Origin of the sequence: Oceanobacillus sojae, from assembly GCF_900162665.1 — a bacterium.
GTDB lineage: Bacteria > Bacillota > Bacilli > Bacillales > Amphibacillaceae > Oceanobacillus > Oceanobacillus sojae_A.
Genome location: NZ_LT727810.1, coordinates 175,935 through 200,677 on the forward strand (window position 1 = coordinate 175,935; position 24,743 = coordinate 200,677).

Here is a 24,743-nt window from a genome sequence, read left to right on the forward strand (position 1 = left end):
CAGAGCTCTGTTTTTGTAGGGAGGGTTAAAATACTTTGCCAGGAAGCTTTATACAAAACTACTCCTTATCGCCAAAATAGGCTGTAAAGTCACTGGGAAGAAATTCTGTGTACTTTTTAAATACATCGATAAAATAACGATAATTACTAAAGCCTACGTCAATCGCGATCATGGTGATTTTATCTTCTCCCGTTTTAATGCGTTCAATTGCTTTTTGAATCCGGTAACGGTTTAAAAAATCATTGAAAGTATAACTGGTGGCTTCTTTAAATTTCTTATTCAAATAGGTTGTACCCATACCAAGCTCATCTACCAAATCATGAATACTGATTTTTTCATGATAATGGTCCTGAATATAGGCAATCATCTGGTGAACATGCTTTGATTTATCGTTCCATTTGTGCCAGATATCTACATTTAATACATTTACCTTATCAGGTGTTTGGATACTTTGCTTCATAATGTGATATTGCTTCTTGGCATCTACAGATGTTATAGCACGCTTAACTGCCTCTTTTAATTCGCATGGATCAACGGGTTTAAGCAAGTATTCATTTACGCTAAATTGCATCGCCTGCTTTGCATAATTAAAATCATCATAGCCTGATAAAATAATAGTACTGAATAAATCCCGGCTTTTACATTCCGCCAGCATATCAATCCCGTTTTTGAGAGGCATATTAACATCAAGCAGTACGATATCCGGGTTTAGTTCTGAAATCTGCTGTAAGCCTTCCACGCCATTTGCGGCTTCTCCAACCACTACGCATTGGAGCTCAGTCCAGTCAAGAAGGTACCTCAACCCTTCACGGATAATGTCCTCATCTTCTATAACTAATACTTTATACATGATGCTCTTCTCCTTTCAGGTAGGGGACGGTTATGCTTACTATTGTCCCTTGATTAAAAGTACTATCTATCTCCAGACCATATTTCTCACCAAACTGCAAACGTAAACGGCGATGGGTATTGTACAGACCAATGCCGACTTGATTATTTTCAGAAGCTTGTATCTTTTTCTGGATATCAGCGAGTTGTTGGGCTTCCATTCCACCTCCATCGTCTTCAACTGAGAAGACGATATCGCTTCCAACAACCTTTGCTTTAATCCAAATATTCAGGGTGGTCTGATGCCGGTAGCCATATTTTATAGCATTTTCAATAATTGGCTGCAATAGCAGCTTTGGAATATAAGCTTCTTTGATTTCTTCTGGAATCTCCAGAGAGTAATGCAACCGCTCATTAAACCGCATTTTATGCAATTTAAGATAGTCAATCGTATAGTTCAAATCTTTTTCTAAAATTACCTGATCAATATTCTGGTTGATGCTATATCGCAGTAAAGAAGATAATAATAAAATAATATCCTGTGCTTTATCTACATTACTTACCATGGTATATCGTACAGTTTCCAGCACATTAAACAGAAAATGAGGATTGAATTGACTTTGCAGTATTTTCATTTCATTTACTTTTCTTATCTCCGACAACTCTCTGTTCCTGTTCAGCAAATCATTTAGACTATCCAGCATGGTGTTATATTGATTTGCCAGTGTTTCAAATTCATCTCCTGTATGAATCTCCACATAGGAGGTTAAATCACCTTTCTTCAATTGGTCGACTGCTATTAATAACTTATCAATTGACTCGGCATTTCGTCTGGACATCTTTTCTGCTAATATCCGAAGCAGAATAAATAGGAACGCGGAGGTAATCCCTATAAATATAAAATATAAAATCAGCACTACTTTATCTGTTTCTGTATTGTTTAATGTATAAATACGGAAGGTATTATCTGCTGTTTCAGTTTGATTCATATAATAGGTATCATTTTCTATTTGAACTTTTGAATGAGATAGTTTTTCAGGCTGAAATTTATTCATTAAGCCTTGAACGATTTCATTAGAAGTCACAACAATATGATTATAAGTATCTGTAATCACCGCTATATCTGTTTTTTCTCCAAAAATTAAACGCTGGAAATCCTCTTCATATAACATATAAATTACATATCCAATAATCTGTTTGTCCTGTTTCACAGCCGTCCCTAAAGTAATGGTAGAGGCTTGGCCATGGGAGAAGTTTGTTTTTTCGACAAGGCTTAATAAATCATCTGGATACTTTTCCAAAAGGGGGATTATATGGTTCAGAATACCTTCGTTCACTTCATTATTGGATTTATTGGTAGATGCCACGAATACATCGTTTACGTCAACCAGGAAAAAACTGCTTTTGACATCCTGTTTATTGTTGAAATTATAAAAATCCTCATAAACCAAATTAATATCATCATGATAGTTTAGGCTTTTTGTCACCAAAGACGACCCTGCCATTTTTTTTATTTCTCCCTGATAAACTTCATACACATCTGTCATTCTTTCCTTAATTTGTTCACCTGACTGCTTGGCATCATAAACTGCTTTTAAATGAAATATAACAATCGTAAATAACGTAAATAATATAATTAAAATCAAAATAGGGACGACTGTATATTTAAGAAAAAGACTTTTCGTAGCTTCCTTGAAACTTTTCTTTTTCAATATAGAGTCACCCCCTTGTCTGATTATTGCATATAAAGTTCGCTAGTTATTCAGCTATAAAGAAACTTCTTTCCGTCCGGTTAATTTAAAGAAAATTAACAGAGAAATAACCGTTATTGCAATAAGTATCGTTGATAACGCAGCAGCTACACCGTAGTTTCCGCGAATGACTTCGGTGTAGATACCGATTGTCATTGTCTTTGTATTGACTGTATATAATAGGATAGACGTACTTAATTCACTAATAATCGTTACCCAGCTGAGAATAGCACCCGAGATAACACCAGGCAGCATCATTGGTAATGTTATTTTGAAAAATGTTTTTAAATTGGATGCTCCGAGACTGGCGGCTGCTTCCTCAATACTTGGACTAATCTGATGAATAATCGCAGCGCTGGAACGAATCGTATACGGCAGTCTGCGGATTACAAAGGCAATAATAATAATGGTTGCTGTTCCGCTTAGAAGAAAAGGTTTGTTATTAAATCCGAGCAATAAAGCAACACCAAGTACAGACCCGGGCACAATATATGGTACCATCGATATAATGTCCAGTCCATTCGTGATTGCATTGCGTCTCCTTACAGTTACATAGGCAATCAAAATTGCTATCAGGATAACGAAGAAAAGTGCGATAAGTCCTAAAGTAAAGGTATGCACAATTGTATCACCTGAGCGGGTAAATGCTGCTTTAAAACTATCTAAAGAATAGCCTTTGACAAAAATACGTCCGGATGTTTTTAAGAATGCTGTATACACAACATAGAGCTGCGGCAGGATAGCAAGTGCCAAATAACCGTATACAAACAAATGAGCTACAACATTCTTTATACCAGATTCCTTCTTTTCTTTAATCGGGTGAAGCGCACTCATAGAAAATGATTTTTTGTTTGTAATATATTTTTGCAGCAGGAAAATAGTTAATGCAATGACCACGACAATGACACTAATGGCAGCAGCGAAACCGGCATTTCCTCCCATTTCACTCGTGAATTCATTAAAAATGAGTACAGGCAATGTTTCAAATCCCTCTCCAATTAACATCGGAGTACCGAAATCTGCCAGGGCACGCATAAATACTAACAGCGATCCAGCAAGTATAGTCGGTACCATAAGCGGCATGATAACCTTCCATACTTTTTTGAAACCGGTATATCCCATACTTTCTGCAGCTTCTATCAATGAATTGTCGATACTTTTGAACGCACCCATCATAAACATATATATTAAAGGTATTAATTGAAGGGTGAGTACAATTAAAATCCCGGAAAAACCATAAATATCCGGCATGGTAATATGAAATACATCACTTAGAAAGTTTGTTACTACTCCATTACGTCCCATTAATAATATCCAGGCATATGCTCCGATAAACGGGGGAGCCATGGAAGAAATAAGAATTAATATTTGTAAATATAATTTTCCTTTGATTTTAAAAGTGGTCATAATATAAGCGAGCGGTGTAGCGATGACCAGAGAAGCCAAAGTCACGGCAACTGTTACCTTCAGGCTGTTAAAAAGGGTACTGTAATAATATTTCTTTCCAAAAAACTCACCAAAGTGCTCGAAGGAGAGTGCTCCATCCTTGAATATACTTTCTTTTAAAAGTGTGAATAAAGGCAGTACAAGGACAAGCGCATATAATAGAAGAATTCCTAACGTAATTGCACTCCAGATGTCTTTTCTTCCTGCCATTTTATTTTGCATAGGAATCACCTTCCAGGATATTCTTTTCGCTCTCATAATGAAATAGATTGATCTTCTCCCTGTTTACGAGCAGCTTTACCTCTGTTCCCGGCTCCAGAGGTTCACCAAGTGTAGATTCTTCTGTCACCTCGACATTCTCGCCGTTTGAAAGCTTAACGGTGTAGTGAACATTGATGCCTAAGAATACGCTATGCTGTATAACACCAGCCATACCTTCTTGTGTATCACTAATTGTAAACTCTTCAGGGCGGATGGAAACTTTAATTACTTCTTCTTCAGGCAGAGTAATATTATCTATATCAATTTGGTAATGTTCGTCCATGATAAGTACTTGTCTACTATCTACTTTTTTTAAGGAGCGTTCAACAATGTTCGTTCTGCCAATAAAATTGGAGACAAATATATTAGCAGGCCTTTGATAGATTTCCCGTGGTGTTCCTACTTGTTGGATAACACCTGCATTCATAACAGCAATTCGATCAGAAACGGCCATTGCCTCTTCTTGATCGTGTGTTACATAGACAGTCGTAATTCCCACCTCATGTTGAATTAATTTGATTGCTTCACGCATATCTACCCGCAGCTTAGCATCTAAATTAGAGAGTGGTTCATCCATTAGCAATACATTTGGTTCCATAACTATAGCACGAGCCAGAGCAATCCTTTGCTGTTGGCCGCCGGATAGATTCTCCGGCATGCTGTTTTTGAATTGGCTGATCTGTACGACATCTAAAATATGGTCAACTCTTCTCTCAATTTCATCCTTTGGAATTTTTCGGTTTTTAAGTCCAAATGCAACATTATTTTTTACACTTAAATTCGGAAAGATAGCGTAATTTTGAAAAACCATTCCAATATTTCGATGCTGAGGTGTAATCCGGTTCATTACTTTGTCATCAAAAGTGATTTCGCCGCCCTCAATGCTGTTAAATCCCGCTACCATCCTTAATAGTGTTGTTTTCCCACAGCCTGAAGGGCCGAGAAGGGTGAAAAACTCACCCTTCTTAATGTCAAGAGACAATCCTGAGATAACAGGCTTATCATTATATTTTTTGATTACATTGTTAAAGCTGATGGTTACACTCACGGCCATTCTCCTTTATTTTTCAATCATATTATTTTCTGTTCATTCTTGTGCGCCTGTAAATACATCTTTATATGTGTCGACAATTTCGCTTCGATGCTCTTCCACATACTCTTCGTCTTCTTCAATAATATTTATTTCTTCAAGCGGTTTCTTATAATCAGCTATCTCCACGTCTTTTCCTAACGATCTGATCGTCAATTCCTGTGCAAACGCATTTTGTGCTTTTTCAGAGGTAATAAAATCAGCAAAAGCCTTTGCATTATCTAAATGCTTCGCATCTTTAATAATTTCGACACCTGCATCTAAGAAGACAGTTCCTTCTTCAGGATAGATAACTTCAACCGGTGCGCCGTCTCGTACATAACTTAGGGCAGGATCCTCGTAGGTCAGTCCAACAGTATACTCTCCATCTGCTACTCCCTTGTGTACATTACCAGATCCACTTGCTACCTTACCGTCTAAATTTTTAACAAGCTCTTCTACGTAATTCCAGCCTTCTTCAGAGGTATAGTCGCCACCCATAGCCAATAACATATTAGTAAGCTGGGCAAAAGCAGAGCTTGAACTTGCAGGATCTGCAGCAGCAATTTTTCCTTTTAATTCCGGATTTAATAAATCTTCATAACCGTTAATTTCAATATCTCCTATTAAATCTGTATTAACGAGTATGACACTTCCATCAGCACCATAAGGGGTTAAAAAACCGCCTACATTTTGATGGCCTTCAAGCATGTTATCATTATTTTTTGAAGTATATTCTTCAAATAAATCTCCATTTCCCAGCATTTGAGCCTTGCTGCCTCCAAACATGATATCTCCGTTTGGATTGCCGGCTTCCGTTTCAATCCGCTTTAATAATTCTCCCGTCCCTGCGGAAACCAGTTCAACTTCAATACCTGTTTCCTGTTCAAACATGGGAATAATTGTATTAATAATATCTTCGCTGTTTGGTGAATAGATGACGAGTTTATTTTCATTGTCTTCTTCACTTCCACAAGCTGCCAGTACCATTAACAGAGTAAAAGCTAATAATAAATGCGTTATTTTTTTCAAGATGATAGCCTCCTAATATTTGATTGTATTCAGTATATATAGCGTTGGTAACGTTTTCAATGCTAATATCAAACGACATTGTCTAAAATCGGACACATAAGAAAAAGGCCTTCACCAATAATCTGTGAAAACCCTTATTCTAAAAATTATATTCTTTTTACCGCAATTTTAGTTGGAATTGCACTAGATTGAAGCAGTTTATCTTATTCTATAGGAAGTGTTAAAAGTTTTGCCGTCATTTTAAAGAATTAGGTTTTTAGAAATATATCTTTTTGATCAGCTGTGCCATCAATAATAAAAGGAATATTTAGTGCTTTGGAAATCTGCAATAATGTATCAACCTTTGGACTTGTTATACCGGCTTCGATTCTGCCAATTGTTGATTTAGGCAAGTCTGCTAAATCAGCGAGCTGTTGTTGAGACAGCTTCTGCTGCTGACGGTGAGTTTTTATTTGTGCTGCGATTTTTCCTTCATACTGCAGATTCTGTACATGCTGTTCACCGCGCATTTTAGCGTAGCGTTCAAAAAAATCACTCACTGTTTTTCTCCTCCTTGGATTAATAGAGATTAGGGTCATCTTCGCAATAATTTGAATAGCTTTTTTCAGCTGGGAGGATATCTCTCCGGTTGATTAAGCCATTGTATTGTTTGTTGAAATAATGAAGCAAAACTACTCTATGGTAATTGTGAATTGTTTTAATACTTCTGTCATTTTATTTTCTAACAATTCATTGGAGTGAGAGTGTATTTTATAAGGATATGTTATCAGATTTATTTGATACTATCTATTTTTTATGTTCGGCTATTAATATATAATTATTATTGAATAGAGAAATATAATTTGTATAAGCAGGGAAGGGAAGCATCTTTTTTTTTTTAATCATTTAGGAAGGAGAATGATACAAAATGAAATGGCAAGAGGCCAGAAAGCTTTTTCCGGATCAATTTCTGTTAGTTTCTATTCTTGACTATCATGAAGAGGACAATAAAAAAATTGTGGATGAAGTAGCACCAATTCGTCCAGTTTCAAGGAAGAATGCTAATAAAGAATTTTTTCGTGCTAAAGAAGGAACAATGGTCTACCATACCTCCAATAAAGAGTTTGTTATTCATTTGCGGAGAGATCCTTTGATGAAAGTGAGAAGAGGTTTGTGAAGTTAATCTATGACGGTAATCTTTTAACCATAACACTTATTGTTTCATATCGTGGCAATTTATTAAAGATTAAAGATGTAATTGTAGATACAGGTTCTTTCCATACAGTTATTAATCCTGATGTTTTAGAAGAAATCGGAGTGACGTATGAAAATGGAGATGTCATTTACGAAGCATATGGAATTGGTGGGACAGTGCCATTCTATACAAAAACCATGAACGAGATTATTATTGATAATTTTACTATCAGGAACTTTGAAATAGACATAGGTACACTTCCAAATGGCCATCACGCTTTACTAGGATTAGACATATTGAGAAAGTACCATTTTGTAATTGATTTGAAGAACTTAGAATTGACTCTTAATATGTAATCGAATCCTTTTGAAATACTGAATTTAAGACTTATATTGCATTACCACTGTTAATAAACCCTCTTTTATTTTTCTCCTGAAATACAAATTTTTCAGTTGTTTTCCTAAGCGTCTAGACTAAGTTATTCCAGTATCATATGGGAGTAAGAAGCATTGATTATTGAACTAAATGATTTCCTCTGCCTTCAAAATATTGGATTAACTTGAAAATTAATAAGCAGCAAATAACCCGTTTGCTCTTGCATACGGATTATTTGCTATGATTTAAAAGACGATTTAATTTTACTTCCTCACAACAGGAATCCACATTTCCCCATACACCTTGCCATCACGTTTTCCCATCTCAACCGATGTATTTGGTCCGCCGACATATGCTACATCCTGTGCTTCCGGCAGAGCCTCACCAAAAGCTTTACCAGTAAGTGTCTCATGCAAGGCTTTAGCAGTTTCCGCTTCTCCTTTAACAACAACATATTCCCCTTTCGGAAATTGAATCACTCTCGTTGCATCAGGTAAGGTTTCTTTCGTCATCACACCGGCATAATGCATCATTTTGTTATTTACCGCTTCATTGACGATAAAAACGTAATCATTATCGGCAACAGATTTTAACGTTTCAAGTGTTCCATCCTCATGGACTTTATTCCAGAAATCAGCCTTTTCTTTATTGATTCCCATATAGTCTGTATAATCACTCTTCAGTTCTGTTCCAAAACCTAACACAACAAAGCTGTCTTTTTCTTCTAATGTATAATTTGCCATATTCAAAACCTGCCTTTTTTAAATTTGTACCAAATGAGTTGTCTTTTCATTTGATAAGTTTATACTAACCTTAAATCATGTCAAAAAATGATACTGTTTAGGAGGATATCATGAAAAAAGTTGAGCGGATCAATACAATCATGCGCTATATCAACAATCGATCCCGTTTTACCATATCGGAAATTATGCAGGAATTTAATATCTCCCGTTCGACTGCTATTAGAGATATACGAGAAATTGAAGCTATGGGAATGCCGCTTACTACCGAAGTAGGACGCGACGGAGGTTACTTTGTGATGAATAACTCTGTCCTGCCGACGGTCCGCTTCACGGATAATGAGATTAAAGCTCTTTTTCTTGCTTTTATGGCTACCAGAAATCAGCAGCTTCCTTATTTAAAAAGCCGACAGTCCCTGGCTGAAAAGTTGCTCGGTCTTATCTCTGAAAACCAACAGGATGACCTGGTGGTTTTAAATCAAATTCTGCTGTTTGAAGGAACCAATCCCAATAATCCTGATCTGCTTGACCTGTCTGATCTTCCTCATCCTATGCTGGAACAGCTTATTCAAAACATCCTTCTGGACAGCTATTTATGGATTACTGTGCAGGAAGGAAAAGAATGCAAATCTTATCCGATTTATCTTCTGCACCTTTATCGTGAAAAAAGTCATTGGCTGATTGAGGGTTTCCACTTGGGAGAGAAAAAGACGCAAATTATTCCTGTGGATAGCGTTACTGATGTTCAGCCTTATCCTGTTAAAAATAGAATAAGCAGGAAAAAGATTTTGGAAAAGCAGCGTCAGCAGAAGAAAGATGTAAATCTTATGCTTGACTTGGGGCCGAAGGCGATTGCTCAGTTTAAGAAGTATCATCCATTAACTGTTTCCATTTCTTATACTAATCCTTACCAGACTAGTGCGCGTTTAAACACTTTTGTTGATGTGGGGAATGAGGAGGAGGTTAGCGAGATAGTTAGCTGGCTGCTTTTTCTTGGGGAGGATGTTGTGGTTAGGGAGATTCCGGGGGAGGTTTTGAAGGGAGTGCAAAAGAGGGGAAGATTATATTAGTTCTAAGCCATAAAGGTAAGAAATGATGAGAGTTGTTTTATGTACTAACATATTTACGTGTATTTAATTGAACGCTTTACTAATACATTTAGCACTATTCCTCTACTCATTTTGAATAATTAATATATCCTAAAAATTTATCTTGCATATCTAAATGAAAACGTTTATAATAAAAATACAAAATACCGTATATTGCTTATTGTTCGTGTATAAATTAAATTGAAAGTAGATTTGAAGAGTTATTAACCAATGTTTATTTTGGAAAAGATGTTGAAGTAATTTGATTATAGTCAGGAAAGGAGGTATTAAAAGTTAAACAAAATTAAGGGAAGATGTTCTATTATAGTAATTAGTTTAATTAAAATCAGTAGAGTAGTCTTATAAATTTTAACTTGTTCACATACTTTATTCTGAATTATTAATTTTATGAGGAGGAGAATTAGAATGAAAATTGCAATTGGAGGACAATTAAGTAAAGAAGAAATAAAGAAGGAAATTTTGAAATATAATGGCGATGGTATAGATGCGGATATTTTTACCGATATGGATGCAGCTATGAAAGTTAAATCAGGCCAATATGATTATTATTTTGGGGCGTGTCAAAGTGGAGCTGGAGGAGCCTTGGGAATGGCGTATGGGGTTTTAGGCAGAGAAAAATGTTTTACAGTCGCAATGGCTGGTCGACCACCTAAAGAGGAAAAAATAGAGGATGCAGTTTCAAAAGGTGGAAAAGCTTTTGGGTTCACAAATGATCAGTTGGAAGCATCAGTAGAAATGTTAATGAAATATTTGAACAGATGAATAAATCAATTAATTTAAAAAATTAAAAGTTGGAAATAGGAGGTAAAAAATGGAATCGGAACAAATAATAAAGTTTATAATCTTTGCTATAATGGGTGGCTATTCTACTTTTCTAGTTAATAAGACTATAGCTGTTTATCATGATGGATTAAGACCGATTATGCCAGAGTTTATAAATGGTAATATGTCAAGGAAGGAACTTGCTGGAATTTCATTTGCTATTAGTATTGGCTTTATAACAGGATTTGCTATGCCCATTACCTTAGCTACAGGAATAATTGTTATTCATATTATTTTATTAACTTCTGATATTGTTGGAACATCCATAGCAAATACAAAAATTGCAACAATAACAGGTTTTGTCTGTGGTGGCTTTATCCCTTTAACACTTGACTTTGTGGTCAAAGGTTTTGAATACTTACCAGTTAATTTCTTAGATGCTCTGGCGGCAGTAGGAGATCCAATTATTTTCTCTTTTGTTGCATTTCCAGCAGTTGCAGTAGCTTATCAGTTTGGAAAAAAGAAAGGCTTAATTACGTTTATTTTATCTGTCTTAGGAAGAGTAATTGTAGAAAGGGTAAATCCTATTTATATAGCTGATAATGAAGTCTCTTTGAGTCCCGAAGGAATTGCTATGCTTATTGGTATGTTTTGTCTTATTTTTTTTGCTGCTAAAGATAAAACCAGAGGAGAAGATACTGGTGAAGGTATGTTTGAAGAAAATGTTAAAAGGATTCGAAAAAACATATACTATTTAATACCTATGGGAGCAATTATTGCAGTTGCAGCAAACTATCAATGGTTAGCAGGAGAACCAATTGCTGGTGCTTTATTAGGAAAAGGTGAAATTATGTCAGCAGCACTTGTTGCTTTTATACAGGCAATTGCATTTATGCCATTAGTAATTACTACGGCTCTAGTAAGTGGTGTTTATAATCAAAACGGGTGGAATGATTGGATATTAGGATTAGGGTATATTTCTGCTAATCCGTTTATAGCAGTACTTTTAGGTGCAGGAGCTATGGCTTTTGAAGTGCTAAGTTTACGTAAAGTTGGTGGATTTTTAAATAAATTTCCTGCTTTAAAAATGTCTGGAGATAATATTAGAACAGCTATGGTACAAATTCTTGAAATTGCCCTATTAGTGGGAGGCATTAATGCTGGTAATTTGATTTGGGAAGGTACAGGATTGTTTATGGTTGTAGCTCTTTATATACTAAATGAAATTTCTGGTAAACCAGTGATGAGACTAGCTGCTGGTCCTATTGCAGCCATAGTCGTTGGGGTTGTAGCTAACATACTGGCATTAACTGGATTATTTATACAATAAATAATCATTTGTTTAATAGAATATTAGCTGTTCTAATTGTTATTTTGCAAAAAAATTAACTGAATTAGTGTAGGTAAATAGTTTATAAAATCTTTTATTAATATATCATAAGATAAAGTAGTTTCGCTAAAATCTCTACAGGTTTTTATTGCAAATAATCTTGAAAACGCTTATAATTATTTACAAAATACGGTATATTGTTAAAAGAGGGATGTATGTGTGGGAAAGACTTTATTCAAAAAATGGATTAGCAGCCAAAAAAATTGCAGAGTTATTGAATAAAATAGAAGTTGGGGCAAAAGTGCCACGTGTTGCAGATTATAGTGAAAGATTAAATATTGGAAGAGGTACCGTTCAACAAGCTATAAGGTTATTGGAAGAAATGAAAGCTATTAAAATAGAAGCTAGAGGTCATTTAGGCACCTTCTTAGTTTGGAAAGATAATGATGTCTTATTAGAAATTGCAGGAATTGCCCCTTTAATTGGATCAATGCCATTGCCTTATTCCAGAAAGTATGAAGGATTGGCAAGCGGGATGGTTGAAGCCTTTGAATCAGCAGGAAAACGTACTAATTTAATTTATATGCGTGGGGCAACAAATAGAATTGAATCCTTAAGAACAAAAAGATGCGACTATGCTGTTGTATCCAGAATGACTGCAAATCTTACTTTATCTGACTATCCTAATTTGAAAATATTGAGAAGCTTTGGAGAGAATACATATGTCTCTTCCCATAAAGTTTTTTTATCAGATAGAGAAAAAAATGAAATTCAAGATGGTATGAAGGTTGGTGTGGATAAGGAATCATTAGATCAATACCAACTAACACAAATGGAGTTTGAAAATAAAAATGTTGAATTTGTAGATGTTAATTACATGCAATTATTTGATAAATTGTCGAATAAAGAAATAGATGCAACGATTTGGAATGCTGATGATAAGAGAATGACTAGAAACTTTAAATCCGTTTCCTTTCAATCTGTGAAGGCGCAGAAGTTGGCCAGGGATACATCAAAGGCAGTCATTATTATTGAAAGTGACCGGGAGAAGGAAATGAATGAAAAATGGTACTCAGTAACTGAAGAGAAGATACTTCAGGTGCAACGGAGTGTAGAAAAAGGGGAGATGATACCCAGGTATTAACTCCCCTTTTTTATAAACAAAATACAATATACAGTATACTGAGGTGAATTGTTATGAATAAATTGGAGATGAATAAGAAATTAACGATTTTATTAAATGGTCAAATTATTACGAAGCAAGCTTATGATGTAACAAATCAAACGTATGATTTTCTAGCAGCAAAACTCAAAAAAGAACCAATTGAAAATTCAGAGATGTTTTGGGTACATCTATGTATAGCTTTAACCCGAATTAAAAAAGGGGAAGAACTAGAAGGTCCGTCTCGAGAAGTTGTAAATGATATATACCAAACCCCATATAAAGAAGAGATAAAAGAGGTTATTGAGTATATAAAACATCAGTTTCACTATGAATTACCAAAGGAAGAACAGGATTATTTCTATCTCCATTTACATGGAGTTATCGAGAATAATAGATAGGGGAAATAAGCATGACAAAAAGAGTGATTATTTTAATACTGGACAGTTTAGGTGTTGGCAATATGGATGATGTGAAAGAATATCATCCACAGGATATTGGCGCAAATACCTTTTATCATATTCTAGATAAAACATCTTTAAATATACCAAATCTTGAAAGACTGGGAATAAATAAAATTCTACATCATCCTAAATTAAAAAATGAAGAAAATCTGGCTAGCTACGGTGTATTGAATTTAATGCATCAGGGAGCTGATAGTTTTGAAGGCCATAATGAAATTATGGGTTCGAAGCCGAAGAAAGCATACCTTGCCCCTTTTATTGAGAATATGGAAGAAGTGAAAGCAGCGTTAGAAAATGAGGGATATAAAGTAACGATACCTAATCCAAAGATGCCATATCTGCTGGTGGATGATCTCGTTATAGTGGCAGATAATATCGAGACCGATTATGGACAAATATATAATGTGAGTGCTCCTTTAGATTATATTTCTTTCGAAGAAGTTTTGAAAATAGGAAATTGTGTCCGAAAAAATGTAAAAGTAAACAGAGTGATTGCACTTGGAGGGAAAAGTGTGACTCCAAAGCATTTACAAGCATCTGTAGAACGCCGGGCCGATGGATTAGTCGGCGTAAACTCTCCAAAATCAAATGTTTATAAACAAGGTTATGAAGTTCGTCATCTGGGATATGGAATATCTCCGGAGTATCAGCTGCCGACGATTGCTGTAAAAGAAGGGCTGGATGTATCCCTGGTAGGAAAAATGCAGGACGTTATTTATTGTGAAGGTGCTAAAAAATTTCCTGGAGTTGATACAAAACAAGTGATGGAAAATATCCTTCATGAGATGGATCATATGAAGTCTGGTTTGATTGCAGCAACAGTCCAAGAAACGGATCTTGCTGGTCATGCTCAAGATCCGGATAGGTATGCAAATCGTATTAAATTAGTAGATACGTATTTGACGGAAGTATTTCATAGAATGACAAAGAACGATTTATTAATTATGAGTGCTGATCATGGTAATGATCCTACAATTGGCCATAGTCAGCATACAAGAGAAAAAACGTATTTACTTGCTTTTCATAAAGGCTGGAATCCAATAAACATCGGAGAAAGGGATACGCTGTCAGATATAGGTGCCACGGCAGCTGCTTATTTAGAACTGCATCCGACAGAAAATGGAGAGTCGTTTCTTTTTGAATAAGTATTTGTGATTGGAGAGGGAAGTTTATGTTTCTGGAAATAACAAAAAAACGCAACTATAAATTAATAGATATTTCTTTAAAGCTGCATCAGCAGGGAATTATTGATCCAAATACGTATGTACTTGATTTGGATACGATTAAAGAAAATGCATCTATGTTAAATAAAGAAGCTGAAAGATTAGGTATGGAATTATTTTTTATGACAAAACAAATTGGAAGAAACCCAGCTGTAGCCAATACTATCGTAGAAGCAGGGATCAAAAAAGCTGTAGCGGTTGACCCATGGGAAGCCATCACATTGAGTAAGGCTGGTATTCAGATTGGACATGTTGGACATCTTGTTCAAATACCTAAGAATATGATTCGGACCATCTTAAAACTCAACCCAGATTATATTACTGTATTCAGCTACGAAAATGCAAAAAATATAAGTGATATTGCAAATGAAATGGGAAAATCACAGAAAATCTTTTTGCGTATTGCTGAGGAAAACGATTATATTTATTATGGCCAGGAGGGCGGATTTACCTTATCCGGGCTGGTTGAAGATATAAAAAAATTAGAAGCGTTAAAGGCTGTAGAAATATCCGGATTAACAAGTTTCCCTTGTCTGCTTATTAAAGAAAATAAACCATCTGTTACACCTAATGTTGCATCGATGCAAAAGGCAAATGAATTTTTAAAGGAAAAAGGCTATGAGCATTTGGAATTGAATATGCCTAGTGCTACTTCGACAGAAACGATGCGTTTATTAAAAGAGCATGGAGCCACTCAAGGAGAACCTGGTCATGCACTAACGGGCACCACGCCACTGCATACAGAAGATTTTCTGAAAGAAAGACCAGCGATGACATATGTGTCTGAAGTTTCTCATGTATCTAATAAGAAGGCGTACGTGTTCGGTGGTGGATTTTACCCAAGATCACATATGAAATTCGCTTTGGTAGGATCTAGTAGTACACAGTTGAAGAAAGTACCTGTTCTTCAAAATGAACTAGGGCATATTGATTATTACGGGACCCTCGATACGGATTGTGTTCATGTTGGAGATACAGCTATTTTTGCCTTCCGTACACAAGTTTTTGTGACACATGCAAAAATTGCTGTTATTCAGGGACTCTCCAGTTCACCAAAATTAATAGGTATCTATGATTCGGTAGGGAATTTACTGAGTGATGAACAAACGATAGATAATGAATAAAAATAAACCATCCTTTTGGAACTTTTTTGAAAATATATTAATTGAAATAGGGGAAAGGGGTACTTATCATGGCCTACGATGTATCACAGCTGAAATATGCAAACTCTGTGCTTCCCTCTTTAACTGTACAGGAAGCGCAGCAATTACAGTTCAAATTAGTAGAGAAGATAAGTGAACATTTTACTGGAACCCAGTTTTTAACAATGGGTGATTTAGGTTTGGCTGCTCAATATAAAAAGCCTGAGTATACCGAAAATGCAGAGCGTGTATTAGCTGCATTTTTTGGTGCCGAAAAAGCTGCACTGGTTCGTGGTGCGGGGACAGGTGCTATTCGTATCATTTTAAGTGAATTAATGAAAGCTGGGGAAACGATGATTATTCATAAAGCACCTGTCTATACAACGACAAAGGATACCATTCGTATGTTAGGTCTTAAAACGAAAGCAGTTGATTATAATGACAGAAAATCTGTTGAAGCATTGGTGATGGAGGATAAAGAAAGTAAAGTATTCTATATTCAGCATGCCAGACAACAGCCTTCTGATACATATGAATTGCGGCAAATAATTGAGATGGTGAAGCGTTTAAGGCCGGATTTACCGATTGTTGTGGATGATAATTACTGTGTCATGAAAACGAATGGAATAGGGGTTGAATACGGAGCTGATTTTTCTACTTTTTCTGGTTTTAAAATCCTGGGACCAGAAGGAATCGGTGTCATTGTGGGTAAAGAAAAACAGATTCAGCAATTGCAAGAAAAGAATTATTCTGGTGGCGGACAGGTGCAGGGATACGAGGCGTTAGAGTTATTACGTATGATGACATTTTCTCCCGTTTTATTGGCAACTCAAAATGAACAGGTAGAAAAACTCTGTAAATTACTGAATGAAGGAGCTATTAATGGGGTAGAAAATGCATATATAGCGAATGCCCAATCAAAGAATGTAATTGTTGAATTAAAAGAACCAATAGCTGAACAAGTGTTAAAGAGGAGTAATGAATTAGGAGCGGCTCCACATCCAGTAGGTGCTGAGTCGAAATATGAAATTTTACCCTTGATTTATCGTGTATCCGGAAGTTTTATAGAAGCTGAACCTCACTTAAGGCAATATGGATTGCGTATTAACCCTATGAAATCTGGTGCAAATATGATATTGAATATATTAGATAAGGCAATAAATTTATAAGATATTATTAGTGTTGATTCAAAGACTGGTGAAGAAAAATCTTATATTAATAACTCAACTTTCGCAGCTAGAAAGAAGCATTCAATTTAACTAGCCGTAAAGCTTATTACTGTTCAAATATGGTCGTTGACATTAGAAATAGGTATAAAAAAACACCTCAACTTTTGGTATAGTGTAATTGACTAGAAAACACTACCAATACAGAAGAGGTGTCTCCTATATGATAGCGAATAATGACCAAAATAATCAACTACCAAATGAACTTTCTTCCATCTTTAAAGAATTAAACGTGTATAAGCATCTTAGAAAAGCTGGTATTACAAAGTCTGTCGGTTTTACTTGTGCCTATCTTTTTCAATTGATTTTTTGTTTGATCTTTGAAAATAAGAACTGGTATCAAATACTTCAAAGTAACAAAGCGAGTGATTGTCCAGAGAAGAATGCTGTCTATCGTTTTTTAAACAAATCTACCTTCGCTTGGAGAAGGTTCTTACTATTTCTAAGTGCTCATACCATTGGAAAAGTAACCAGCTTAACGCGTCATGATCGCCCCAAAGTATTGATTGTAGATGATTCTTCGTATGATCGTAACCGCAGTAAATCGGTTGAATTATTAGCTCGCTGTTTTGACCATGCATCCCAAAAGATGCGCTTTTATAAAGGGTTCCGTATGCTCACGCTTGGTTGGTCAGATGGTGCAACGTTCATTCCCGTAGACTTTTCTTTATTGAGCTCGAAGAAAAGCCAAATAAATGGCATATCATCAAAAATTGATAAGCGTAGTTCCGGTTATAAACGCAGAGTAGAAGCATTACAAACCGCACCTGAGCAACTACCAAGTATGGTGGAACGCGCGATGAATGCCGGTATCGATGCTTCCTATGTGCTGATGGACTCTTGGTTCACGTATCAGCCTCTCGTTAAGGAGATAAAAGAGCAAGGCTTGGACGTCATTGGCATGGTAAAGAACTTGAAACAGCGTTACCTTGTGAATGGCCAACGTGTAAGCTTAAAAGAACTTTATCGTTTTGCGAAACCAACAGATGGAAAGAAAGGCATTCTTCGTTCGATTCATACGACACAAGCGAATGGCATTCCTATTAAAGTTGTCTTTGTTCGTAATCGGAATAAAAAGAGCGAATGGTTAGCTATTCTAAGCACCGATTGTACACTTAGTGATCAAGAAATCATTCGTATTTATGGGATGAGATGGGACATTGAAGTTTTTTTCAAAACAACAAAATCTCTTTTAAAACTTCAAAAAGAGTTCCAAAGTCGTTCGTATGACGGCTTAATTAGTCATACGACCATCGTATTCGCACGCTATATTGTTCTCTCGTGGCAAAACCGATGTAGCACAGACGAGCGAACACTTGGCGGCATGTTTTATGAATTGTGTGATGAAGTTAGTGATCTCGATTGGGCTGTGGCACTTCAGCAGTTGATCGAGCTTCTTGAAGATGCCTTGAAAATGAGCAATAAAAAGGTACAAAAATTAATCAAAAGTCAAGTCCAACAATGGATTGCAGGTTTACCCAGCTATATCAGGGCTTACCTGCCTATTTCAGTGTGCGAAAGTTGAGTTAATAAAGAAATTGTGCAGCAGAAACAATATGTGTTTCTGCTGCACAATAAATATAAATGTTCCGATTAATCAGGATAAGCCTCTTTTATAAGCTCTTTCATATCATTTACAAAAACCTCAAGCATTCGTTCTCCTTTTTCTTTACTGGCAATTGTTGCATCACCGAAAACACCGCTTTTGCTTAAATCCCCTAGTGAAATAGTGGACATCCCGTATAAATCTGGTTTTTCAGGAAATTCACGTACAGCCTTCTCCATATCTACAAGCTCCGGTTTTAGTGCCAGCATTAAAGAGGTTTCAAATTCACATGCGTGAATCATGCCGTACCAGGTAGGCGAGGCACAATATTCATTTCTTATTTTCTCCATATTTGGATAGAACAAATAGATAACAGTCATATCTAATTCATCCATAAGTTCCCTGGTAGCATACTTCATACTGGAATTGTTGGCATCATGTCCGTTCACAAGTATAAGAAGTTTTGTGCCATATCTTGCTACGCTGTGAGCAACATCCTTAATAATGCTTTCTACATGATGCTGTTGAATTGAAACGGTTCCCGGGATGTTTCTCCATACCCAGGAATAACCAAAAGGCATCGTGGGAAGGAGAAGCGCGCCTGTCTGCTCAGAAAGTTTTCTGGAGATTCCTTCCGCCAAATAAACGTCAACACCTAATGGTAAATGATGTCCGTGTTGTTCTGTAGCGCCGAGGGGGAGGATAGCGACAGGATATTCTTTTACTGCAGCGGCTACTTCATCCCGGGTCATATTTAAGATTTCTTTCGCTTGTCCCATAGCTACACCTCCTCAAGAAGTTTTATATATCCTTCTGCATTTGTCTTTATTTTTTCTTTGTCTTTTTTCGTTGCTCCTCTTGGAACAAGATCACTTCCAATTGCAAAGTAGGAGCACCCAGCATTTTTTAATGCTGCAATATTGTTATGCGTAACTCCTCCTACTGCCATAAAATTCATATTAGGAAATGGCCCTTTTACATTTTTGATAAAGCTGGTCCCCAAATCAGAAACTGGGAACAGTTTCACCGTTTCGATTCCAAGGCTGGCAGCTTGCATGATCTCCCCTGGTGAGAAAACACCAGGGAAAATAGGAATCTCTTTTGATAAAATATACTTCGCCAGCTCTTTATCCCAGCCAGGAGTAATTAAAAATGTTGCGCCGGCTTCTAATGCTTTATCTGCCTGCTGTTCAGAAATTACTGTCCCTGCTCCCAGGTTCAATTGGTTTCCATAGGCAGTTTTAATAGTACGAATACATTCCAGGCCTTGCTGTTCATTGCTTAATGAAACCTCGAGCGTATCGACCCCAGCTTCAAGCAGCCCTTCAGTAATTTCAAGTATATTCTCAGCTTCTACGCCACGTATAATCGCAATTAGTTGTGTCATTTTTACCGCTCCTTAAAAGTGTGCAAGCCAATTTGCTGGATTTTCGATAAATATCGTATCAATATCAGACTGGCTGATTCCTTCATCTAATAATCGGGGGATGAATTTTTTTAGAATATACTCAAATCCAGGTCCGCCGCCATATGCATGAAGATAGCATTGGCGTCCCATATCAGCAGAAATCAGTAATTTATGAGCGAAACCATTGTTAATCATATTTTTGATTAATTCCACACGAGTGCTGTCCGGATAGTATTTAATTTTACTTGTGCCGTCAAATTGTACATAAGCTCCTCGTTCTGCAAGCTTTAAATGGTAGTAAGGATCAGCGTTTCTATCGCTGTGCCCGACGCCTACCAAGTTTAAATCAACGCCTTCTTCTTCTAAAATATCTAATAATTCTAATCCCATCGTCCCTGCTTCAGTATGGAGCCAAACAGGTGCACCTGTTTCAAGCTGTGCACGTGCAACTGCTCTGGTCACTTTTTCTTCTAACGGATGAATAAGCTGATTCCAGGCGCCTGACTTTAAAAAGCCGGCTTTTGCTTCTGTACCATCCATCCCAATGGTTACATCTCTTATTAACTTCTGTTTAATTTCATCGATGGTCAACGCATCTACCCATTTTGGAAAGTAAATATGTTTATTGAACCCTGAAGTGGCAACGACATTTACCCCTGTTTCTTTAGACATTTGTACGAGTTTAGAAGCATCTCTGCCATAATCAAGTGTCGTAGCATCAACTAGTGCATTCCCGCCTGCTTTTTGAAATCTCCAAAGTTCACTTACGCTTGCTTCATAGTCTGTGAGTTCTAAATCACGGTCTTTTTGAGAAGCAGGGGGATTCGTCCATAAATGCTCGTGACTATATGTGAATCCCAAATCTTCTTTATTAATATCTCCTAAAACAGTCCTTATTTTTTTACTCATTACATTCACTCCTCTTTTCTTAGAATCCAATTCCAAATAATAAGCCAACCAGCTTAATTAAAATAACGACAATAATAGCATCTGGAGAGGCAAACCATAAGCCGCCGATACCATATTCACTTAACCCTATCAGCGGGTATGCCAAAGCTACCAATAGGGAAAAAGTGAATCCCAGGAAAAAGCCGCTAATAACAGCTCCGCGTAATCCGCCCCGGGCATTTCCGAATACTCCGGCAGCTCCACCCATGAAGAACAGCCCTATAACTGACGGGAGGACTGCCACTGGTAAAAAGCTGGACATAAAAGTTACAATTAAACCGCCGGCTAATGCTGTAAGGAATCCTATAGTAACTGCTACAGGGGCATAAGAATAAAAGATAGGGACGTCCAATGCAGGTTTTGCACCAGGAACGATTTTTTCACCAATTCCTTTAAATGCAGGGACAATTTCTCCAAGAAACATGCGAACACCCATTAACAGGATAAGAATCCCTACTACAAAGCCTAATGCCTCAAAAATAACAAACTGATACCGATTGACGCCTCCAGAAATTTCGTTCATAACCTGACTATCTACGAAACTGGCTGTAATCACATAGACCAGAACCATTATAATCCCCATTAAAATACTCATATCTTTTAAGAAGTCGAGGGATTTTGGTACCTTGACGTCTTCAGTAGATTGTTCTTTGTTTCCAAAGATTCCTCCAATCCAGCCGGATAAAGAAATCCAGGAGCTCCCCCAAAAACCAAAAGCAACATTATCGTTACCGATAACTTTCCGGACGGAAGATTGAGAGATAGCCGGGAAGAATACCATGGAAATACCCTGAACAATAGACCCCCAGATAATAGTCATCGTCGTAGACAGTCCCATTTGGCTGAATACAATAGCCATGGTTGCCGCAAAAGAAAACATCATATGACCAGTAAGGAATATATATTTGAACTTTGTGAAACGGGCAATCGCTACATTAATTAAGAAAGAAAAGATCAGTATGAATGCGGTTTCTTTTCCTAATACAGTTTGAACTGCTGCAGCAATTGCATTGTCTTCAGCAACAATACCTGTTAATCCAAAAGCTTCTGTAAACATTGTACTGAAGGGAACCAATGAACCGACAATTATGTTCGCTCCTTGTTGAAGTATCAGGAACCCAAATAATGTTTTCATTGTTCCCTTAATAACATCGGAGGCTGATTTTCGCAATGCAACCAAGCCTAGACCGGCAATGATAGCAATAATGATAGACGGGTTACTTAAAATGGAAACAAATACATCTAACATGATTTATCCCTCCTTGGATAGCCTCTCAATCAATGGAAGTACTTTTTCTTTTATTTCATCTTTATCAAGTAAGTTGTCTATAGCAACAACGGGAACTTCTTCACCTGTCAGACTGGCAGCGATTTCACTTGAAGCGACAATCAAGTCGCAACTTTTTCCTTTTGCACTGCCGAGGTCGGTTGCTTCTCCCTCAACTGTATAGCCATGATCCTTTGCCATTGACTGAATATCCATTAATAACATCAAGCTTGTCCCAAATCCCATACCGCACACACTTAAAATATACATATTGTTCACTCCTAAATTGTTATTATTTTTGATAATTCATCATAATCTTTCGCATGCATAATCTTATTAAATTTATCTTTATCTCCGAGAACCATCGCAATTTTTTGAAGCATTTCGATATGGCCATTATCGCCAATCCCTGAAATAGCACAGACCAGCTTGACCGGATCATTTTTCTCATGACCGAAAGAGATGGGTTGTTTTAAACGGATAAGTGAAAAACCGGATTGAAGTGCTCCGTTATCAGGCCGGGAATGAGGAATAGCGATACCTGGTGCGATAACAATATAGGGCCCGACTCTCTCATATCCTTCTATCATTGCCTCTGTATATTCCTGGGTGGCACATCCTGTTTCAACCAGTAATTCACCACTTAAGCGGATAGCGTCGACAGCATTCTCCAACTCCACATCCAATTCCACGGCTTTTTCTTTTAATAATGTCATCCAAACCATTCCTATCTGATTGTTTTATTTTTATTTCTTCCAGATACGTTTATATGATACTCGTACTTATCTGATCGGCTGACCATCTCAACCATTTCAAATGGAGCTCCATTAGGTAAAAAAGTAGTCCTGGTTATATGCATAACAGCATCTTCAGGTGATATACCAAGTCTGGATGCTTCTAAATCTGTTGCTAACCGGGCTTTAATTTGTTCTGTTGCATCCTCCAAAACAATATCGTAATTTTTTTCAAGCTCTTCGTATAATGATTCTCTTGTAAACCCATTTTCTAAAAAACCCGGGATATACTTTTCACGTAAATAGTTAAACATGAGTGCGAGCGGTTCCCCATCAGCCAAACGGATTCTTTCTACGCATATGATTTTTTCATTCGGCTGTAAATTAAGCTTTCTTTTCATTTTTAAAGAAGGGCTTACCTCATAAATGTGTTGCTTGACAGTATCCGGTTTTTTTCCTTTTAAGTGCATTTCCTCTGTCCAGCTTGTGATACTGCCGGCATCCTGTACAATCTTTGTAGACTTAACGAATGTTCCTTTTCCTTGAATTTTTTCGACATACCCTTCAGTCACCAGGCTATCGATTGCTTTGCGGATTGTTATTCTGCTGACGTCATGCTTTTTTTCCAATTCTCCTTCTGTTGGCAGTAGATCACCTTCTTTCATATGATGATTAATCTCTTTTAAAATAGTTTGTTTTACTTGTTTATATAAAGGTGTTGGCATATCTGCTCTCCTTTCTAAATTCATTATAATCTTTATCGTATTTTTTGTTATTGATTATAATGAATATAACATGAGGATGACCTTTTGTAAACGTTTTATATAAAATAAATATTTAAGATAGTAATTTTATTCAATTGAACAATTATTGGTAGATCAGATAAATCTTCTTGCTACGCTCAGTTCCATTTCATCAGCTAGTGAAGAAAGGAGATACAGCCTGGAAGTGTTTACTCTATATAATATAATCAAGAAAAATTAGTAGAGGTAATATTGTAATATTATGTTCGAAGAGATAGAAAACGCATCATACAAATTTTTGGCAGATACGAATCAATTAATGACAATGGAATATATTTCCTTGCTTTTACATGTGTTTTATAGGGCGAATAATGATAGATAGTTATTATTCTCATTCAGACGGGAGTTTCGGGTTGGAGCTTAGGATTTATGTTTACATCAATAATTTCGTGGTAAACAATTAGTATAAAGAAATTTCTTTTTAAAGCTATTAGGAGGTTGATGAACATGAGTGATGGATTTAAAGATAAAGTAAAAGGCGCAGGAGACAAAGTAAAAGGAGAAGCCAAAGAGGCATTTGGAAAAGTAACAGATAATAAGAAAAAACAGGCAGAAGGTAAAGCCGATAAAGCCAAAGGTGCAGCGAAAGATAAAAAAGGTGATGTCAAGGATGCGCTAAATGACTCTGATGAACAACGATAAATAAAAATAAGCTCTCACTTCGGGTTTGATACGCTCTCTTTATAGTGGGACAGGGAATCATAAAAAATTCTCTGTCTATTATAAAGGGAGCGTTTATTATGTCTAAAAGAACAACTAAGAGTATGCTGAAGAAGCAATATGGAAAAGGCGTGTCCTATTGCTTCTGAAAAATGCCTTAGAACTTCCGCCCATTTTTACAAAATTCCCTGTGGTTCATTTGGTCTTACTGTAATAATAAGTTCTTACTATAATAAAGATAACGGCACATACTAATTTTAAAAGGCAGATTGGAGGTGTCGAA

General features: G+C 36.5%; 26 protein-coding genes. 12 read left to right on the forward strand and 14 right to left on the reverse strand.

Features of this window, described 5'->3' with window-relative positions; all coding sequences use genetic code 11:
- Positions 1 to 58: 58 nt before the first annotated feature.
- From BN1068_RS04605 to BN1068_RS04630, 6 genes are all read right to left on the reverse strand, one after another.
- Positions 59 to 850, reverse strand: a complete 792-nt coding sequence (locus BN1068_RS04605) for a response regulator transcription factor (protein WP_077601659.1) — start codon at positions 848 to 850, stop codon at positions 59 to 61.
- On the reverse strand, positions 843 to 2,540 hold the full coding sequence (locus BN1068_RS04610) for a sensor histidine kinase (protein WP_077601660.1): 1,698 nt from the start codon (positions 2,538 to 2,540) through the stop codon (positions 843 to 845). The genes BN1068_RS04605 and BN1068_RS04610 overlap by 8 nt, the downstream gene beginning before the upstream one ends.
- A 54-nt stretch (positions 2,541 to 2,594) precedes the next feature.
- Entirely contained in the window at positions 2,595 to 4,247 is a 1,653-nt protein-coding gene (locus tag BN1068_RS04615; RefSeq protein ID WP_229720051.1) for an ABC transporter permease, read from the reverse strand.
- Positions 4,237 to 5,334 carry an ABC transporter ATP-binding protein gene (locus BN1068_RS04620; protein ID WP_077601661.1) on the reverse strand — a complete coding sequence of 366 codons (1,098 nt, stop codon included), beginning with the start codon at positions 5,332 to 5,334 and terminating at the stop codon, positions 4,237 to 4,239. The genes BN1068_RS04615 and BN1068_RS04620 overlap by 11 nt, the downstream gene beginning before the upstream one ends.
- Positions 5,335 to 5,373: 39 nt before the next feature.
- Entirely contained in the window at positions 5,374 to 6,387 is a 1,014-nt protein-coding gene (locus BN1068_RS04625; protein ID WP_077601662.1) for an extracellular solute-binding protein, read from the reverse strand.
- Positions 6,388 to 6,635: 248 nt separating this feature from the next.
- Positions 6,636 to 6,926 (reverse strand): helix-turn-helix domain-containing protein, encoded by a 291-nt coding sequence (locus BN1068_RS04630; protein WP_077601663.1) that lies wholly within the window; start codon positions 6,924 to 6,926, stop codon positions 6,636 to 6,638.
- A gap of 368 nt (positions 6,927 to 7,294) precedes the next feature.
- Between BN1068_RS04630 and BN1068_RS04635 the strand changes: the two genes are divergently transcribed.
- Positions 7,295 to 7,543 carry a hypothetical protein gene (locus BN1068_RS04635; RefSeq protein WP_077601664.1) on the forward strand — a complete coding sequence of 83 codons (249 nt, stop codon included), beginning with the start codon at positions 7,295 to 7,297 and terminating at the stop codon, positions 7,541 to 7,543.
- Positions 7,540 to 7,917 (forward strand): retropepsin-like aspartic protease, encoded by a 378-nt coding sequence (locus BN1068_RS04640; protein ID WP_077601665.1) that lies wholly within the window; start codon positions 7,540 to 7,542, stop codon positions 7,915 to 7,917. Before BN1068_RS04635 ends, BN1068_RS04640 begins: the two co-directional genes overlap by 4 nt.
- 282 nt (positions 7,918 to 8,199) lie before the next feature.
- Here the strand turns inward: BN1068_RS04640 and BN1068_RS04645 are convergent, their stop codons facing one another.
- Positions 8,200 to 8,679, reverse strand: coding sequence for a GyrI-like domain-containing protein (locus tag BN1068_RS04645; protein ID WP_077601666.1), 480 nt, complete (start codon positions 8,677 to 8,679; stop codon positions 8,200 to 8,202).
- Between the two features lie 110 nt (positions 8,680 to 8,789).
- Between BN1068_RS04645 and BN1068_RS04650 the strand changes: the two genes are divergently transcribed.
- The 9 genes from BN1068_RS04650 to BN1068_RS04690 all read left to right on the forward strand — a co-directional run bounded on the left by BN1068_RS04650 (position 8,790) and on the right by BN1068_RS04690 (position 18,619).
- Positions 8,790 to 9,746 carry a helix-turn-helix transcriptional regulator gene (locus BN1068_RS04650; RefSeq protein ID WP_077601667.1) on the forward strand — a complete coding sequence of 319 codons (957 nt, stop codon included), beginning with the start codon at positions 8,790 to 8,792 and terminating at the stop codon, positions 9,744 to 9,746.
- 444 nt (positions 9,747 to 10,190) lie between these two features.
- Positions 10,191 to 10,547: a DUF2620 domain-containing protein gene (locus BN1068_RS04655; RefSeq protein WP_077601668.1), complete on the forward strand. Its 357-nt coding sequence runs from the start codon at positions 10,191 to 10,193 to the stop codon at positions 10,545 to 10,547.
- A 49-nt stretch (positions 10,548 to 10,596) separates the two neighbouring features.
- Positions 10,597 to 11,877 carry a YhfT family protein gene (locus BN1068_RS04660; protein WP_077601669.1) on the forward strand — a complete coding sequence of 427 codons (1,281 nt, stop codon included), beginning with the start codon at positions 10,597 to 10,599 and terminating at the stop codon, positions 11,875 to 11,877.
- A gap of 211 nt (positions 11,878 to 12,088) precedes the next feature.
- On the forward strand, positions 12,089 to 13,021 hold the full coding sequence (yhfZ, locus tag BN1068_RS04665) for a GntR family transcriptional regulator YhfZ (RefSeq protein ID WP_254846707.1): 933 nt from the start codon (positions 12,089 to 12,091) through the stop codon (positions 13,019 to 13,021).
- Between the two features lie 53 nt (positions 13,022 to 13,074).
- On the forward strand, positions 13,075 to 13,440 hold the full coding sequence (locus BN1068_RS04670) for a PRD domain-containing protein (protein WP_077601671.1): 366 nt from the start codon (positions 13,075 to 13,077) through the stop codon (positions 13,438 to 13,440).
- Between the two features lie 11 nt (positions 13,441 to 13,451).
- Positions 13,452 to 14,648, forward strand: coding sequence for a phosphopentomutase (locus BN1068_RS04675; protein ID WP_077601672.1), 1,197 nt, complete (start codon positions 13,452 to 13,454; stop codon positions 14,646 to 14,648).
- Between the two features lie 26 nt (positions 14,649 to 14,674).
- Positions 14,675 to 15,850 carry a YhfX family PLP-dependent enzyme gene (locus BN1068_RS04680; RefSeq protein ID WP_077601673.1) on the forward strand — a complete coding sequence of 392 codons (1,176 nt, stop codon included), beginning with the start codon at positions 14,675 to 14,677 and terminating at the stop codon, positions 15,848 to 15,850.
- 68 nt (positions 15,851 to 15,918) lie between these two features.
- The gene (locus BN1068_RS04685) at positions 15,919 to 17,037 is read left to right on the forward strand and encodes an aminotransferase class V-fold PLP-dependent enzyme (protein ID WP_077601674.1); all 1,119 of its coding nucleotides are present in this window, start codon (positions 15,919 to 15,921) and stop codon (positions 17,035 to 17,037) included.
- Between the two features lie 220 nt (positions 17,038 to 17,257).
- Entirely contained in the window at positions 17,258 to 18,619 is a 1,362-nt protein-coding gene (locus BN1068_RS04690; RefSeq protein ID WP_077600813.1) for an IS4 family transposase, read from the forward strand.
- A gap of 68 nt (positions 18,620 to 18,687) precedes the next feature.
- Here the strand turns inward: BN1068_RS04690 and BN1068_RS04695 are convergent, their stop codons facing one another.
- From BN1068_RS04695 to BN1068_RS04725, 7 genes are read right to left on the reverse strand one after another with little or no spacing between them, the layout of a single operon-like run.
- Positions 18,688 to 19,419, reverse strand: coding sequence for a creatininase family protein (locus BN1068_RS04695; RefSeq protein ID WP_077601675.1), 732 nt, complete (start codon positions 19,417 to 19,419; stop codon positions 18,688 to 18,690).
- A 2-nt stretch (positions 19,420 to 19,421) separates the two neighbouring features.
- Positions 19,422 to 20,027, reverse strand: coding sequence for a bifunctional 4-hydroxy-2-oxoglutarate aldolase/2-dehydro-3-deoxy-phosphogluconate aldolase (locus tag BN1068_RS04700; protein ID WP_077601676.1), 606 nt, complete (start codon positions 20,025 to 20,027; stop codon positions 19,422 to 19,424).
- Between the two features lie 12 nt (positions 20,028 to 20,039).
- On the reverse strand, positions 20,040 to 20,957 hold the full coding sequence (locus BN1068_RS04705) for a phosphotriesterase family protein (protein WP_077601677.1): 918 nt from the start codon (positions 20,955 to 20,957) through the stop codon (positions 20,040 to 20,042).
- 19 nt (positions 20,958 to 20,976) lie between these two features.
- Positions 20,977 to 22,245: a PTS ascorbate transporter subunit IIC gene (locus tag BN1068_RS04710; protein ID WP_077601678.1), complete on the reverse strand. Its 1,269-nt coding sequence runs from the start codon at positions 22,243 to 22,245 to the stop codon at positions 20,977 to 20,979.
- A 3-nt stretch (positions 22,246 to 22,248) separates the two neighbouring features.
- Positions 22,249 to 22,533, reverse strand: a complete 285-nt coding sequence (locus tag BN1068_RS04715; protein WP_077601679.1) for a PTS sugar transporter subunit IIB — start codon at positions 22,531 to 22,533, stop codon at positions 22,249 to 22,251.
- An 11-nt stretch (positions 22,534 to 22,544) separates the two neighbouring features.
- Positions 22,545 to 22,979 (reverse strand): PTS sugar transporter subunit IIA, encoded by a 435-nt coding sequence (locus BN1068_RS04720; protein WP_077601680.1) that lies wholly within the window; start codon positions 22,977 to 22,979, stop codon positions 22,545 to 22,547.
- Between the two features lie 11 nt (positions 22,980 to 22,990).
- Complete coding sequence (locus BN1068_RS04725; protein WP_229720050.1) at positions 22,991 to 23,722, reverse strand: GntR family transcriptional regulator; 732 nt, start codon at positions 23,720 to 23,722, stop codon at positions 22,991 to 22,993.
- 525 nt (positions 23,723 to 24,247) lie between these two features.
- Here BN1068_RS04725 and BN1068_RS04730 point away from each other — a divergent pair.
- Entirely contained in the window at positions 24,248 to 24,442 is a 195-nt protein-coding gene (locus tag BN1068_RS04730) for a CsbD family protein (RefSeq protein WP_373290620.1), read from the forward strand.
- The last annotated feature ends 301 nt before the right edge of the window (positions 24,443 to 24,743 follow it).

What these genes read in the sequence shown, in the direction of transcription:
- BN1068_RS04605 (WP_077601659.1), bottom strand. Translation starts at nt 850, where the DNA reads ATGTATAAAGTATTAGTTATAGAAGATGAGGACATTATCCGTGAAGGG.
- BN1068_RS04615 (WP_229720051.1), bottom strand. Translation starts at nt 4,247, where the DNA reads ATGCAAAATAAAATGGCAGGAAGAAAAGACATCTGGAGTGCAATTACG.
- BN1068_RS04635 (WP_077601664.1), top strand. Translation starts at nt 7,295, where the DNA reads ATGAAATGGCAAGAGGCCAGAAAGCTTTTTCCGGATCAATTTCTGTTA.
- BN1068_RS04645 (WP_077601666.1), bottom strand. Translation starts at nt 8,679, where the DNA reads ATGGCAAATTATACATTAGAAGAAAAAGACAGCTTTGTTGTGTTAGGT.
- BN1068_RS04650 (WP_077601667.1), top strand. Translation starts at nt 8,790, where the DNA reads ATGAAAAAAGTTGAGCGGATCAATACAATCATGCGCTATATCAACAAT.
- BN1068_RS04655 (WP_077601668.1), top strand. Translation starts at nt 10,191, where the DNA reads ATGAAAATTGCAATTGGAGGACAATTAAGTAAAGAAGAAATAAAGAAG.
- BN1068_RS04660 (WP_077601669.1), top strand. Translation starts at nt 10,597, where the DNA reads ATGGAATCGGAACAAATAATAAAGTTTATAATCTTTGCTATAATGGGT.
- yhfZ (WP_254846707.1), top strand. Translation starts at nt 12,089, where the DNA reads ATGTATGTGTGGGAAAGACTTTATTCAAAAAATGGATTAGCAGCCAAA.
- BN1068_RS04670 (WP_077601671.1), top strand. Translation starts at nt 13,075, where the DNA reads ATGAATAAATTGGAGATGAATAAGAAATTAACGATTTTATTAAATGGT.
- BN1068_RS04675 (WP_077601672.1), top strand. Translation starts at nt 13,452, where the DNA reads ATGACAAAAAGAGTGATTATTTTAATACTGGACAGTTTAGGTGTTGGC.
- BN1068_RS04680 (WP_077601673.1), top strand. Translation starts at nt 14,675, where the DNA reads ATGTTTCTGGAAATAACAAAAAAACGCAACTATAAATTAATAGATATT.
- BN1068_RS04685 (WP_077601674.1), top strand. Translation starts at nt 15,919, where the DNA reads ATGGCCTACGATGTATCACAGCTGAAATATGCAAACTCTGTGCTTCCC.
- BN1068_RS04690 (WP_077600813.1), top strand. Translation starts at nt 17,258, where the DNA reads ATGATAGCGAATAATGACCAAAATAATCAACTACCAAATGAACTTTCT.
- BN1068_RS04695 (WP_077601675.1), bottom strand. Translation starts at nt 19,419, where the DNA reads ATGGGACAAGCGAAAGAAATCTTAAATATGACCCGGGATGAAGTAGCC.
- BN1068_RS04700 (WP_077601676.1), bottom strand. Translation starts at nt 20,027, where the DNA reads ATGACACAACTAATTGCGATTATACGTGGCGTAGAAGCTGAGAATATA.
- BN1068_RS04705 (WP_077601677.1), bottom strand. Translation starts at nt 20,957, where the DNA reads ATGAGTAAAAAAATAAGGACTGTTTTAGGAGATATTAATAAAGAAGAT.
- BN1068_RS04710 (WP_077601678.1), bottom strand. Translation starts at nt 22,245, where the DNA reads ATGTTAGATGTATTTGTTTCCATTTTAAGTAACCCGTCTATCATTATT.
- BN1068_RS04715 (WP_077601679.1), bottom strand. Translation starts at nt 22,533, where the DNA reads ATGTATATTTTAAGTGTGTGCGGTATGGGATTTGGGACAAGCTTGATG.
- BN1068_RS04720 (WP_077601680.1), bottom strand. Translation starts at nt 22,979, where the DNA reads ATGACATTATTAAAAGAAAAAGCCGTGGAATTGGATGTGGAGTTGGAG.
- BN1068_RS04725 (WP_229720050.1), bottom strand. Translation starts at nt 23,722, where the DNA reads ATGCCAACACCTTTATATAAACAAGTAAAACAAACTATTTTAAAAGAG.
- BN1068_RS04730 (WP_373290620.1), top strand. Translation starts at nt 24,248, where the DNA reads ATGAGTGATGGATTTAAAGATAAAGTAAAAGGCGCAGGAGACAAAGTA.